Origin of the sequence: Diaphorobacter sp. HDW4A, assembly GCF_011305995.1 — a bacterium.
Taxonomy (GTDB): domain Bacteria; phylum Pseudomonadota; class Gammaproteobacteria; order Burkholderiales; family Burkholderiaceae_C; genus Diaphorobacter_A.
Genome location: NZ_CP049910.1, coordinates 1,070,876 through 1,084,919, shown reverse-complemented (window position 1 = coordinate 1,084,919; position 14,044 = coordinate 1,070,876). Strand labels below are relative to the sequence as shown.

7 protein-coding genes, 1 tRNA gene and 1 pseudogene are annotated in these 14,044 nt (G+C 61.3%); 7 read left to right on the top strand and 2 right to left on the bottom strand.

Annotation, left to right across the window (positions count from 1 at the left end):
• Positions 1-12: 12 nt before the first annotated feature.
• Both G7047_RS04840 and G7047_RS04835 read left to right on the top strand, forming a co-directional pair.
• Entirely contained in the window at positions 13-1,047 is a 1,035-nt protein-coding gene (locus G7047_RS04840; protein WP_166301531.1) for a P1 family peptidase, read from the top strand.
• 11 nt (positions 1,048-1,058) lie between these two features.
• Positions 1,059-2,429 carry a TAXI family TRAP transporter solute-binding subunit gene (locus tag G7047_RS04835; protein ID WP_166311886.1) on the top strand — a complete coding sequence of 457 codons (1,371 nt, stop codon included), beginning with the start codon at positions 1,059-1,061 and terminating at the stop codon, positions 2,427-2,429.
• Positions 2,430-2,436: 7 nt separating this feature from the next.
• Here the strand turns inward: G7047_RS04835 and G7047_RS04830 are convergent, their stop codons facing one another.
• Together G7047_RS04830 and ettA are read right to left on the bottom strand one after the other, a co-directional pair.
• The gene (locus G7047_RS04830; RefSeq protein ID WP_166301528.1) at positions 2,437-5,109 is read right to left on the bottom strand and encodes a DUF1631 family protein; all 2,673 of its coding nucleotides are present in this window, start codon (positions 5,107-5,109) and stop codon (positions 2,437-2,439) included.
• Between the two features lie 237 nt (positions 5,110-5,346).
• A complete protein-coding gene (gene ettA / locus G7047_RS04825) occupies positions 5,347-7,008 on the bottom strand; it encodes an energy-dependent translational throttle protein EttA (RefSeq protein WP_166301525.1) in 1,662 nt (553 codons plus the stop codon).
• A gap of 258 nt (positions 7,009-7,266) precedes the next feature.
• Here ettA and G7047_RS04820 point away from each other — a divergent pair, with 258 nt between their 5' ends.
• From G7047_RS04820 to G7047_RS04800, 5 genes and pseudogenes are all read left to right on the top strand, one after another.
• Positions 7,267-9,162 carry a DEAD/DEAH box helicase gene (locus G7047_RS04820; protein ID WP_166301522.1) on the top strand — a complete coding sequence of 632 codons (1,896 nt, stop codon included), beginning with the start codon at positions 7,267-7,269 and terminating at the stop codon, positions 9,160-9,162.
• A 329-nt stretch (positions 9,163-9,491) separates the two neighbouring features.
• Positions 9,492-11,282, top strand: a complete 1,791-nt coding sequence (locus G7047_RS04815; protein ID WP_371813879.1) for a M14 family metallocarboxypeptidase — start codon at positions 9,492-9,494, stop codon at positions 11,280-11,282.
• Between the two features lie 117 nt (positions 11,283-11,399).
• Positions 11,400-11,476: transfer RNA gene (locus G7047_RS04810), tRNA-Arg, on the top strand.
• Positions 11,477-11,720: 244 nt separating this feature from the next.
• Positions 11,721-11,918 (top strand): annotated as a pseudogene (locus G7047_RS04805) (transposase); the annotation flags it as partial.
• A gap of 869 nt (positions 11,919-12,787) precedes the next feature.
• On the top strand, positions 12,788-14,023 hold the full coding sequence (locus tag G7047_RS04800; protein ID WP_240939373.1) for an ABC transporter substrate-binding protein: 1,236 nt from the start codon (positions 12,788-12,790) through the stop codon (positions 14,021-14,023).
• Positions 14,024-14,044: the final 21 nt, after the last annotated feature.

The following is a 14,044-nucleotide window of genomic DNA, read 5'->3' as shown; positions in this document are numbered from 1 at the left end:
AATCCATTCGCTATGCAACCCAGCCCACATTCCCCCTCTGCACCCACCGGCCCCTGCGGCTCCATCACCGATGTGACCGGCATCGAGGTCGGTCAATTCACCGATTCACGCCGCCCGACAGGCTGTTCCGTCGTCCTTGCGCGCAGCGGCGCGGTGGCGGGTGTCGATGTGCGCGGCGCGGCGCCGGGCACGCGCGAGACCGACTTGCTCGAACCGTCCAACCTCGTGCAGCAGGTGCACGCAGTCATGCTGTCCGGTGGCAGTGCCTACGGGCTCGATACCGCGACCGGCGCCATGCGGTGGCTGGAGGAACAAGGCATCGGTCTCGACGTGGGCGTGGGTCTCGTGCCCATCGTGCCTGCTGCCGTGCTGTTCGATCTGACGGTGGGCGACATGAAGATCCGCCCCGATGCGGCGGCGGGCTATGCAGCCTGCGTGGCGGCGTCGCGTGGGGTGATTGAGCAAGGCAATGTCGGTGCTGGTGCCGGGGCCGTGGTGGGCAAGATGTTCGGTCTGCAGAATGCGATGAAGGGCGGCATCGGCAGCGCTTCGGTGCGCGTGGGCCGGGTCACCGTGGGCGCGCTGATCGCCTGCAATGCGGTGGGCGATGTGGTGTCGCCACAGGACGCCGCGCCGCTGGCCGGGGCGCGCACGGACGACGGACAGCGTCTGCGCGACACGCGCCGCGCGCTGCTCGCAGGCGAGGCGCCGCGATCACTGCTGGCGGGCATCAACACGACTATCGGCGTGATCGCCACCGACGCGCAGATCACCAAGGTGCAGGCCCAGCGCCTGGCCACGGTGGGCCATGACGGCCTCGCGCGCAGCATCAACCCGGTGCACACGATGACGGATGGTGACACGCTGTTCGCGCTCGGCACCGGGCTGGTCGATGAAAACCCCGGCATGCTGGTACTCGCGGCGATGGCCGCCGAGGCCGTGGCGCTGGCGACCGAGCAAGCGGTGCGGGCGGCGGGCTCGATCACGCTGCCGAATGGCATGGTCCTGCCAGGCCTGGCCGACTGGCGCGCGGAGGTAGCAGCATGACCGTTACCCAGATGTCGCGCGGACTGCGCAATCTGCTGTTGTCGATCCGCGATCTGCTGGTCTCGGCCGGGCCGCTGGCCATTCTGGGCGTAGCGCTGGTGATCGGTGCGTACTGGTGGCTCAAGCCCACGCCGCCCAAGTCCGTGACGCTCGCCACCGGCCCGAGCCAGAGCGCCTATGCGGAGTTCGGCAAGCGCTATCAGCAGGCACTCAAGGCCGATGGCATCGAGGTCAAGCTGGTCGAGAGCGAAGGTTCTTCTTCCAACCTGCAGTTGCTGCGCGACGGCGAAGTCGATCTCGCGTTCGTGCAGGGCGGCAGTGGCGAACTCAAACCCGAGGACAGCGAGGAACTGGTGTCGTTGGGCAGTCTGTTCGTCGAGCCGGTATGGCTGTTCTACCGCGCCGATTCGGCCAAAAAATTCACCCGCAGCGAACGCCTCGACGGCCTGCACCAACTGCGTGGCATGCGCGTGAACGTAGGCTCTGCGGGCAGTGGCTTGCCCAAGCTCATGGAGCGACTGCTGGATGCCAACCACATCGAGCTCAAGGAACTCTCGCTCAGCGAGCTGAGCCAGACACCCGCGACAGTCGCATTTCTGAACGGCGAACTTGACGCCATCGTGTTCGCATCGGCCCCCGAATCGCTGATGGTGCAGATGTTGCTGCAGACCCCCGGCGTGCAGCTGCTGAGCTTTGCGCAGAACGAGGCCTACAGCCGCCGCTTTCCGTTCCTCACGCCGGTCACGCTGCCTCGCGGCGTGGTTGATCTGGCCAAGAACGTGCCTCAGCGTGATGTGCGGCTGGTGGCGTCGACCACCTCGCTGCTGGCGCGCGAGGGAACCCACCCCGCCCTGCTCACGCTGTTTGCGCAAAACGCGCAGAACATCCACGGTTCGGCCGGTTGGTTCAACCGCGCACGCGAATTTCCGAGCACGCTACATGCCGAGTTGCCGATCGCCAAGGAAGCCGAACGCGCAATCAATGAGCCGACCCCATCGCTGCAGCGCTACATGCCGTTCTGGATCGCCAACCTCATCGAGCGCATGTGGCTGGTGATGGGTCTGTTGATCGCCGTGATGCTGCCGCTGTCGCGCATCGTGCCGCCGCTCTACCAGTTCCGAGTGCGCTCGCGCGTGTTCCGCTGGTACGGCAAGCTGCGCGAGATCGAGGACGAGATGGAAAGCGGCACGTTCGACGGCAAGGAGCTGCTCGGGCAACTCGACAAGCTGGAAACTCAAGTCGAGAAGATCAGCGTGCCGCTGTCCTATGCCGAGGAACTGTATGCACTGCGCAACCACATCCAATTGGTACGCAAGCGCGTGACCTACAAGAGCGCGCAGGCCAAGGAACCTGCATCCATCAACGCCTCGACGGCCGTTTGATCGGGGCTCAGGCGGCTTTCTTGCTGCTGCGCAGCTTGGAGTCCTTGGCGTCCGCAGCGACGGCTCCCAACGCGCGTGCCACAACGCGCTGATCCTCGAGCTTGCGGATCATGCCCTCGGCGTTGAGCTTGTCGAGCATGCGGCGCGTCATCGACTGCGTGCTGGCATCAAGCGCAGTGAACAAAAACAGCGTGTTGTGCGGGCTGACCCAAGTGAGCTGGGTCTTCACGGTGCGCTGATTGGTCGTGAGCTCCACCCACTGACCGACTTCGAATTCGGTGCCATTGCCTGATCTACCGGTTTCTTCCGAGACGCCTGCTGGGGCTTCCAGCGGCACACTCGCGCTGATGTCCAGCGGGGGGGGCACCGCGACTTCAGACGGCGCCAGCGTCTCTGGCGCGGACACAGACACGGGTTCGGTTTCCTGCAATGCCTGTGAAACGGGCATGGCTACTGGAGCTGGCGCCGGAGCTGGTTCCGCAAAAAAGGTCTGCGCAGGCGTCTCCGTCAGGGTCCGCGAGAGGCGCTTCTCCACTTTCTCCACCCTTGCCACACTTCCCACGTGCTGCGGCGCTGGTTCCGGGACCCGGGCGACAGATACCGGCACGGGAGCTGGCGCTGCCGCCTCTGGCTCGACGGGCACATCAATCTGCACGTCGACCCTCGTGCTGCGTTGAAATTCTGCAGCACTCTCGGCGACCTTGTTCTGCAATCCTGCAAGGCGCTGCAACACCAGAGCAATGTTCTGATCGGGCTGCCCCACACTGCGCAGGCCATCGCGCACGGTGAACTGCATTGGTGTCAGCAGCGGCAGAATGCGCTGCGCGTCTTCAGGGTTGTAACTGGGCTGCGCGCACCAGAGAATCTGCGGCACCACGGCGAGATAGCCGTGCGGGTCGCCGCCGGGCTGAATGCCGTGCTGCACAGCATCGCACTGCGCCTTGGCCACCACCCCAGCCCACACGCCGGTGATGAATTCCAGAATGTCAGGCGGAACATTACGCGCCTCGGGCAGTTGGTGGAAATCCTTGGCTAGCCGCGCGGTCAACATCTGCCGCTTTTCGGTTTCGGCCAGGGCCTTCTGTTCATTGTCCTGCTGGCGGCGCAGTTGCTGGACCTGCGTGTTCCATGCACTCTCCAGCGCGCCGGAGACATGCTCGAACGCGCTTGCGTCATGCACTGACATCGTGGCCAGATGCTGCACGGCTGCGTTGACGAGCTGGATATATTTGCGAAAGCCCTTGGAGTCCGGATCCGTGAACGTGAGGCTGCGCTGCGTCAGGTCATCGAGCAGACGCCGCGCAGGGTGCTGTTCGTTAGAGAAAAAACTCGCGTCATGTCGCACCAGTCGCTTGAGTGCGGGCTCCAGGTTCTGCACCGCGCGCTGCACGGGCGCGAGCAACCGGGAATCCTGCGCGATGTGATCCATCATGCGACTGAGCACTTCGGTCGCTGTGCGCGCCGACAGACTGCCATAGGCCGACAGGTTGCCCGGCACGGAGACATCCTGCTGCCAGTTGGTGGCGGGAACGACGGGGACCTCGCCCGCTCGCATCATCGGAACACCAGGGACTGGCTGCGCTACACCGAGGTTGCCCGACAGTCGCCCAACGAGCTTCTCCAACTGAGCGATGTCTTCCATCGCCTCGGAAGCCTGTGCGTTCGAGTAATTCACGGGCGCCGCGTGGCCCGAATTCATCACCACCTGCTGCGCCACCGGCATGACGCGCTGCTGCATCGGCTGAACCGCGTCGTAGGCAAACGGATCGCCACCTGCCGCCAACATCTGGCGCAGAATGCCCGCCGCCAGAATCGCCTCCTGCGGATCGGTGGGCGTAGCGATCATGGGCTGTCCATAGCCCATGGGAGCGATGGGGGCGAGCCCGGTCGCGTTCCAGCCGCCGTGAAGCCCGGCATGCGTGGGCGGCGCGAAATTGCTCTGGGTGTAACCGTAACCCGCAGTTCCACCGCCCTGCGCCATGCCTGCTTGCGAGCCCCCATTGCTATTGCGTTGTGTTCCGGGGACTGACGCCACCATGTAGCCCACTGGGGTGACGCCATGCTCACGCAAGCTTTCGCTCACGCGCTTGTAGGCGGCCGTCAACTCGGGGCCGAGCACTTCGCGCATGCGCTCGATCCAGAGCTGGCGCGTTTCGCTGGAGACTTGGCAGTCATCCACCGCGCGCTGCAAGGCACGGATGTAGTTTTCGGGGCGAAACGGGTTGCGCTCGGGCTGCACGTTCGAGAAGCCCTGGGCGGAACTGACCAGCGTGTTGAGTTCAGCGAGCGCTGCGTCGGTTGCATGACTGGCGATCTGCTGCGCACGGGCCAGCTCGACCTGCGCCATCACCTCGTTGTCATCGACCAGCGTGAGCTCGCCGAAATCCATGCCGGTGTCGAGCGCGGCACGCGATTTGTTGGCCGAACCGCCGCCATCGGAGAAAGTCTCCAGCAGCGCCATCGGGTAACTCTTGAGCAGCGTGGCTTCCTGCTGGTCCAGCGCACGCAGAGCGTCACCCAGATGCATGCGCTCCTGAATGCCGCTGGCCTTCTGTTCGGTTTCGGTGAGATCCGCGCGCGTAGTGCGGATCAACTGTTCCATCAATGCCTCGCTTTCCTTGACGGCATTGACGACGCAAGCGCGAAAAATCGCAGTGGATCGTGAAGCAGGCAAAGACATGACGCGAGGGGCTGGAAAAGTGTAAGTAGTTTTAAGTGAATGCTACTACTTGCAGACCCCAAAAATGTTGGTTTAACCCTTCAAAGTTGAAGTTTACCCTGCAACATTTCAGTTAATTTTATCTATCAACAGCTCGCGTACGGTTTGCAAATTGCAACAAAAAACCGGAGCGACTAGGAATTCCCAATCGCCCCGGTTTGACATATCTCAAAGCGAATTCACATGCGCCAGAGCTGATTACTTCAGTGCCTTGTAGCGCATGCGCTTGGGCTTGGCGCCCTCTTCACCCAAACGCTTCTTCTTGTCAGCTTCATATTCCTGATAGTTGCCGTCAAAGAACACCCACTGCGAGTCGCCTTCGGCGGCAAGGATGTGCGTGGCGATGCGGTCAAGGAACCAGCGATCGTGGGAAATCACCATCACAGTACCCGCGTATTCGAGCAGCGCATCTTCCAGCGCGCGCAGGGTTTCCACGTCCAAGTCGTTCGACGGTTCATCCAGCAGCAGCACGTTGCCGCCCTGAATCAGCGTCTTGGCCAAGTGCAGACGGCCGCGCTCACCACCGGAGAGATTGCCGACCTTCTTCTGCTGGTCCTGGCCGTTGAAGTTGAAGCGGCCAGCGTAGGCACGCGATGCCATCTGGAATTTGCCGACGTTGATGATGTCAAGGCCGCCCGAGATGTCTTCCCAAACGGTCTTTTCATTGGCCAGCGCATCACGGTGCTGGTCAACGAAAGCCATTTTCACGGTCTTGCCGATCACCACATTGCCAGTATCAGGCTGCTCTTTGCCAGCAATCAGCTTGAACAACGTCGACTTGCCGGCGCCGTTCGGGCCGATGATGCCGACGATCGCACCCGCAGGAACAGTCATCGTCAGGTTGTCGATCAGCATACGGTCGCCAAAAGACTTGGAGACGCCGTGAAATTCAATGACCTGTGCGCCCAGACGCTCCGCCACAGGAATGAAGATTTCCTGTGTTTCGTTGCGCTGTTGGTATTCGTAGTCGCTCAACTCCTCGAAGCGGGCAATACGCGCCTTGGATTTGGCCTGACGCCCCTTGGCGTTCTGGCGCACCCATTCCAGTTCCTTCTTCAAGGCCTTGGCGCGGGCTTCTTCGCCCTTCTGTTCAGCCTCAAGACGATTGCCCTTCTGGATCAGCCAGTCGGAGTAATTGCCCTTGTAAGGAATGCCGTGGCCACGGTCAAGTTCCAGAATCCACTCGGCGGCGTTGTCCAGGAAGTAGCGATCGTGGGTGATCGCCACGACGGTGCCAGTGAAACGGTGCAGGAACTGCTCCAACCAGTCAACGGATTCAGCATCCAAGTGATTGGTTGGTTCATCGAGCAGCAACATGTCGGGCTTGGACAGCAGCAACTGGCACAGCGCCACGCGGCGCTTCTCGCCACCGGAAAGCTGACCAACGATGGCGTCCCACGCCGGCAGGCGCAACGCATCGGCGGCGATTTCGAGCTGGTGCTCGGAATCGGTGCCAGCTGCGGCGATGATGGCTTCGAGCTGGCCCTGTTCGGCAGCCAGCGCGTCGAAGTCAGCATCTTCCTCGGCGTAAGCGGCGTACACCTCTTCCAGGCGCGCCTTGGCGTTGTTCACCTCGGCCATGGCCTCTTCCACCGCCTGACGCACGGTGTGCTCAGGGTTGAGTTTCGGCTCCTGGGGCAGATAGCCAATCGACAGGCCAGCCATGGGAATGGCCTCGCCTTCGATTTCCTTGTCGACGCCGGCCATGATCTTCAGGAGCGAAGACTTGCCCGAACCATTCAAGCCCAGCACGCCAATCTTGGCTCCGGGAAAGAAGCTGAGGGAGATGTCCTTCAAGATCTGTCGCTTGGGCGGCACAGTCTTGGTGACATGATTCATCGAGAAAACGTATTGAGCCATGAATTAGTTGTTCAGAAGTCAGGAAAAAAGCGCCATAATTTCGCGCGTAACCCCGGATTATCAGTCCATGAGACAATATCCGTAGCCAAAGGTACCAGTTTGCCTCAAGGCCACAGCACAACAGCTGGGGACAGGGAAGCTTTTTTCCACGCTCCCACTCTTAAAACCTTATCCGCCTAGTGAGCTGGCCAGATGACCCGTAAGTCCTCTGGAACAGGCTGATACCCAGCGCCCCGGATGGGCGCCAATCGAAAATAAATGACATTTGACGAACTAGAGCTGGACCCGGCCATTCTGCAGGCCGTGACCGAACAGGGCTATCAGAACCCTACTCCCATTCAAGAGCAAGCAATCCCCGCAGTGCTTTCCGGCAAGGACCTGCTGGCAGGCGCGCAGACCGGCACTGGCAAGACGGCCGCTTTCACGCTGCCCATGCTCACTCGCCTTGCCAAGGGTACCGCACCTTCGAACAAGTTTGGTGGAAAGGGCATTCGTGCCCTCGTTCTCACCCCCACCCGCGAACTGGCTGCACAGGTTGAAGAATCTGTACGCGCCTACGGCAAGTATCTGAACATCAATTCCTGCGTCGTCTTCGGCGGCGTGGGCATGAAGCCACAGATCGACCGTATCAAGCGGGGTGTCGACGTGCTGGTGGCAACGCCAGGCCGTCTGCTTGATCTGGAGCAGCAAGGATTCCTGGACCTGTCCAACGTCGAGATCCTGATTCTCGACGAGGCCGACCGCATGCTGGACATGGGCTTCATCCACGATGTGAAGAAGGTTCTCAAGCTGGTGCCCAGCGACAAGCAGAGCCTGCTGTTCTCGGCCACTTTCAGCGATGACATCCGCGAACTGGCCAATGGCCTGCTGCGCGATCCGATGTCGATCCAGGTCACACCGCGCAACACCACGGTGCAGCGCATCACCCAGATGATCCACCCCGTCGGTCGTGGTCGCAAGAAGGAAGTGCTGCTGCACATCATTCGCGAGAACGACTGGAGCCAGGTGCTGGTGTTCACACGCACCAAGTTCGGCGCCAACAACGTCGCCGACTACCTCACCAAGAATGGCGTGAAGGCCATGGCACTGCATGGCAACAAGAGCCAGAGCGCCCGCACGCAGGCGCTCAGCGAATTCAAGAGCGGCGAAATCCGCGCACTGGTGGCCACCGACATCGCTGCACGCGGCATCGACATCGATGATCTGCCGCATGTCGTGAACTACGAAATCCCGAACGTCTCCGAAGACTATGTGCACCGCATCGGCCGCACAGGCCGCGCCGGTCGCGAGGGCCACGCCGTGAGCCTGGTCTGCATGGATGAAGAAGGTTTCATGATGGAAATCGAGCGCTTCACCAAGCAGGAAATCCCTGTGCACGTGATCGACGGCTTCGGCCCCGCGCCCGAAGAGAAGGCTGAACCCATTGCCATGGGCCGCCAGACCATCTGGGGTGGAGCAGGCAAGCCTCCAGGACGCGACGTGATGCAGGCAGCTGCCAAGGCCGCCCGTCAGGAAATGATGGAGCGCATCCGCACCAACAAGCCCGCCCAGGGCGACGCACGCGGCAAGCGCGGCGGTGGCGGAAAGCGCCCCAATGCCCCCGAAGGCCAGAGCGAGCGAGTGAACGAAGACGGTTCACCAGCCCAACAGCCCATGCGCGCTGATCGCCGCCCATCGCAAAATCGTGGTGAGCGCGGCGAACGCAGCCATGACCGCCAAGGCCAAGGTCAGGGCCAACGCGATGACAACCACCGCGGGCCACGTCGTGGTCCAGGCCAATCGCTGCAGAACAACAATGGCGGCGCACGTCGCCGCCCGGACGGTGAAGGCAATGGCCGCAATGCCGGCGGCAACAACGGTGGCAACGGCGGTGGTCGTCGTCACGACGACAGCCAGCCACGCGGCGAAAACGCCCACCTTGGCACCCAGCTGGGTCACCTCGGTGGCGGCGCACGCCACAATTCGCGCGGAGCCGGCGCTCAGCCTGACCCAATGCGCACCAGCGTCGACAGCATGGGCGGTGGCGGCCGCCGTGGTGGCGGTGGTTTCCGTGGTGGCAATGGCGGCGGTGGTGGCTTCGGCGGCGGCAACCGTGGCGGATTCGGCGGTGGCGGCGGCAATCGCGGCGGCCGCTTCGGTGGCAACGGTCGCTGATCGCCCCCTCTCGACTGAGTCAGTCGACACACAAGCCCGGCCATGTGCCGGGCTTTTTCCATTCGACGAGCAAACGACAGATAGTCAACATTTGTCGCTCACCCCGCGCCAAATGAACCGATCCTGTGAGAATTCGCCGCGACTTCGCGGCCTCCGCCCCTGCAATCCGTTCTGACGAAATCGCCGCGGGGTAACATCGGCGCCAACAAACGAGTTTTCTGGTCCGCTAGCGACCCATCAACATGACACAGAACACCACATTGCCCCTAGTTGCTCAGCCCGGCTCGCTTGAGCGGCACACTGCGCTCTCCCTGCGGCTTGGCGTGTTGATGTCTGCCGCGTTGCTGGCCGCCTGCTCCAGCACCCCCCTGCCGCCATGGCCAGCCCATCCCGGCGCCGTGACTTCGTCGTCCTCTGCCCGTCAAGCACCGACGCAGGCACCGCAACGACAGGTGCCGCCGCAGCTCGGAACACAACGCGGTCCACAATCGCAGCCCAGTCAGCAGCAAGTTCAGACCGGCGCGGTCTCCAGCTCGCCGTTGTTGCCCAACTCGGTCGACGACCCGCAGTCTACTGGCAACCTGCCCTACAACACCGCCGTCGCAGCACGCTTTCCAGCGCCCGATGTGCGCTATGCCACCCCCGGTCTCGAACAAGGCCGTCGCGCCTTCACCACCAACAACGAGCTCTCCGACTGGCTGAACCAGCTCGCGGCCACCGGCTCGGGCCGCACGCACGCGCAGGTCCAGACCATCGGTTCGTCGCAAAACGGCGTTCCGCTGCAGGCCCTGATCATCACCCAGGCCGCAGGCACCACGCCCGACGCGCTGGACGACTCGAAACGTCCAACCATCATGCTCGTAGGCCAACAGCACGGCGACGAGCCCGCAGGATCGGAAGCCCTGCTCATCATCGCCCGCGAACTGACGCAAGGCCTGCTCGAACCGCTGCTGCAGCGCATCAACGTGGTAATCGTTCCGCGCGCCAACCCCGACGGTGCCGATGCACACAAACGCGTGACATCCAATGGCATCGACATGAACCGCGACCACCTGTTGCTCAACACGCCCGAAGCACAGGCACTCGCCAAGCTCTCCAACGCCTACCGCCCGATCGCCATGATCGACGCGCATGAATACACCGTCGTTGGCCGCTACCTGCAAAAATTCAACGCCGTTCAGAAGTACGACGCGCTACTGCAACACGCCGCCACAGCCAACATGCCTGAGTTCGTGACCAAGGCCGCCACGCAGTGGTACCTCGACCCGATACGCAAGTCGCTGCAGGATCAGCAACTCACCTCCGACTGGTACTACACCACCTCCACAGATTTAGCCGACCGCAGCCTGTCCATGGGCGGAGCACAGCCCGACACCGGCCGCAACGTCAATGGCCTGAAAAATGCCGTCAGCCTGCTCATAGAAACGCGCGGCGTTGGCATGGAGCGCACCGACATCCAGCGCCGCGTGCACGCCCAGGTCACCGCCATCGGCTCGGCCCTGCGCACCACCGCCGAACGCGCCAGCGAACTCCAGCAAGTGCGCTCCTTCGTCACCCGCGAAATCTCCTCGCAGGCCTGCCGTGGCAGCGTCGTCATCGAAGCCGCCCAGACGCCAGAAAAACGCGACGTCACCATGCTCGACCCCAACACCGGCGCCGACACGACACTCAACGTCGACTGGAACTCCTCGTTGCACCTGCGCACGCTCAAGACCCGCCCGCGCCCCTGCGGCTACTGGCTCTCGGCGCAATCGAACACCGCCGTCGAACGCCTGCAGATGCTGGGCGTGCAGGTCATGCGCGTGGCCGAATCCGGCAATGTACTGGCCGACACCTATGTGGAAAACAGCCGCAGCACGGCCGAGCGCCCCGATGTGCGCGGCACGGTTGCAGGCGGTGGCCCCATCACCCGCGTGAGCGTCACCCCCACCCGTAGCGCGATCGACATCCCCGAGGGCAGCTACTACGTGCCCCTGAACCAAACCATGGCCAACGTCGCCATCGCAGCACTCGAGCCTGACTCGCAGAACAGCTACTTCGCCAACAACCTGATTGACCATCTAGACAGCGTCGCCCGCCTCATGACGGTGCCTGCACTGGTTTTCGAAGACACGGATTGATTCGCCGCTCCAACAAAACACGCCCCGCAACCATTCGCTGCGCTGCGGGGCAGGTATGATTGACGGTTGTCATCGGTTGGAGTCCCTCTGGACAACCCCAACCAAGCGAGACACAGACTGCCCATAGCTCAACCGGATAGAGCAATTGCCTTCTAAGCAATAGGTCGGGGGTTCGAGTCCCTCTGGGCAGGCCAAAGATTCGTTCAAAGAAGTCCTACGCCATCCCGAAACCCGCATGCATCCTTGCAGTGCGGGTTTTTTATTGTCCAGAATAATCTGCCAACCTCCAGAGAGATACCGTCAAAATTACGGCACTTCTGACGGTACTTCTTTGTCCCGTCACCGAGATACCGTCAAATGAGGAAATGTTGTCATGGCACTTGCAGATGGCGTTGTTTCACAACTCGAGCCCTCATCTGCGGTTGCCTCACCGAATGAGTGAATCGGGCCGGGGTAAGCGGCGCTACCACACCACAAACTGAAAAGCCTGACAGCAACAAGACATTTTCAGATGCTGCCATCCAGTTTTGCCTGACCGTCAAATACCTGTTCAGTGTGCCCTTGCACCAGGCCTTGGGTTTGGTGCAGTCGTTGTTGAGAATGACCAATCTGACTTGGTCAGCGCCAGAATACAGCTTCGCGCATCCATCCTCAATCGCTTTACCGAGCTGGGCACACCCCATATGGTGGCCGTGGCATAGCTACACGTCTGGGGCTGGGGAAGGCTCGGTCTTGGATGGAGACATGCAACAAAGCCGCGTAGACCTAGTAAACGCGCTTGGAGAGATCAACACCCAATCGCGCAATGGTTCCCAGTGTCAGCTCGGTCATGGCGTACTCCTTCGGATTCCGATTGGACTTCCGTGTTTCCATACTGAGGCTTCGGCATTAGTGATGGACCAGGGAAGTCCCTTCGTATTCAGTTCAAAACAGGGTGATTCACAAGTGCCATCGCCTTCTATCCACTCATAGACCTCAGGGCTCCACGACCCAGGTGGTAGCTTGGAGCAGGCGCCTACACGGGTCCCGCAAATGCCAATACGGATGTACTTGCGATCAATCTTTTCCTGTTGGTGTGCAGTCACGACTTTGTGACGACCAGGAAACTGCCGTTGGCAGCGCGCCTAGGGTCTATTTTCTGATCGTTGGCGCGTCACGCTACTGGATGTATCGATACCGTTCACTACGGCAAATGCTGCGGCATGGCCTTTTGCAAGTCTCACCGGCGGTCTATCTGAGTGGCTTGACCAGCCAAACCGAACCGCGTTCACATGATGAACACGATCAATTCACCAGTTCACAATACGAACATAAAAAAGGGATTTCGCGTATAAGTCACACCTCTTCATCTAAATAGACTTCGCATAACTCCTGTTATCTGCCAGTTTCACCATGCCTTGCTTTGTGCATATTGTGAACTTTTTGACAGGATTGAGGAGGAATGGCCATGTCTGTCATCCATTTGCTCCGCGTGCAAACCGAACACAAGGAAGAAGGAGACACCCATGAATAACAAGCCTCAGACAATGCGTCGTGCCGTGTTGGCCACATTCACCATCGGCGCTGCATTGGCACTGACTGCATTGCCAGTTCAGGCGCAGAGCTCTCCCGGAGTGGACGCTGCCAAGAAGGTGGTGCGCGTAGGCGCTTTTGCGCCCATCACAGGACCGGTGCCGTTCTACGCCACCATCAATCACGCCACCGATGCGTTTTTCAAGGATCTGAACGAGCGCGGTGGTATTCGCGGCTGGAAGGTGGACTATGTGGTGCGAGATGATGGCTACGACCCGGCGCAGAGTCTGGCCATCACGCGAAGGCTGGTGGAAAACGATGATGTGTTTGCGCTCGTCACCAGCAATGGCACGGCAACGAACATTGCCATCATTCCCTACGCACGCTCCAAGGGTCTGCCGGTGATTGCACCGAGTGGCGGTTCACCCAAGATCATTGCCGAAGCGAACATGTTCCCTCTGCTGCCGGACTATGCGCTGTCAGCCGCCTCGAGCGCGCGCTATGCGCTTGATGTGCTCAAGAAGGACAAGATCGCACTGGTCTGGGAAAACGATGAACTGGGCCGTCGCGCCAAGCTGGGACTGGAGATGTACCTGAAATCGCGCAACCTGGCACCAGTGGCGGATGCTTCGTTCGATGTGGCGAGCACCGATCTCTCGGCCCAGGTGCAACGGGTGACGACCGCAGGTGCGCAAGTGGTGCTGCTGTTCGGTGCCAATACGCATCTGGCCAGCGCGCAACGTGCGGCGTCCCGCATCTCTTGGAAGGGTGACTGGTTCGCACCGTTCTTCGTGGCCGATCCTGCTACCTATGACCTGGCCGGGCCGCTGCTCGATGGTACGTATTTCTCTTCATGGCTGCTGCCGGTGAACTCTGATCGTCCCGCGATTGCTGCGTACCGTTCCGCCATCAACAAGTACTACCCCAACGACAAGCAAGGCGTGTTCGGTCTCAATGGATGGTCTGCGGGCTCACTGTTCGCGTTGGCGTTCGAGAAGTTGCTCGACAGCGGCAAGGCCGTGACCCGCGAGAACATCATTGAGGTGATGAACTCTCTGAAGAACGTGCAGGCCGGGGCCACCAATGCCGTCTCGTTCGAAAAGGGAGACCACCGTGGCACGCGTGCCGAAGCCATGATCCGCGCCGAAGGCGGGAAGTTCAACCTGGTGCAGGACTTCACACCCTACCCGGAAAGTGTGTTCAAGGGCGTGGCACCTTCGGGGCACTGACCGGGCCGACACTACTTACAG

What these genes read in the sequence shown, in the direction of transcription:
- G7047_RS04835 (WP_166311886.1), top strand. Translation starts at nt 1,059, where the DNA reads ATGTCGCGCGGACTGCGCAATCTGCTGTTGTCGATCCGCGATCTGCTG.
- G7047_RS04820 (WP_166301522.1), top strand. Translation starts at nt 7,267, where the DNA reads ATGACATTTGACGAACTAGAGCTGGACCCGGCCATTCTGCAGGCCGTG.
- G7047_RS04800 (WP_240939373.1), top strand. Translation starts at nt 12,788, where the DNA reads ATGAATAACAAGCCTCAGACAATGCGTCGTGCCGTGTTGGCCACATTC.
- ettA (WP_166301525.1), bottom strand. Translation starts at nt 7,008, where the DNA reads ATGGCTCAATACGTTTTCTCGATGAATCATGTCACCAAGACTGTGCCG.
- G7047_RS04830 (WP_166301528.1), bottom strand. Translation starts at nt 5,109, where the DNA reads ATGTCTTTGCCTGCTTCACGATCCACTGCGATTTTTCGCGCTTGCGTC.
- G7047_RS04840 (WP_166301531.1), top strand. Translation starts at nt 13, where the DNA reads ATGCAACCCAGCCCACATTCCCCCTCTGCACCCACCGGCCCCTGCGGC.
- G7047_RS04815 (WP_371813879.1), top strand. Translation starts at nt 9,492, where the DNA reads ATGTCTGCCGCGTTGCTGGCCGCCTGCTCCAGCACCCCCCTGCCGCCA.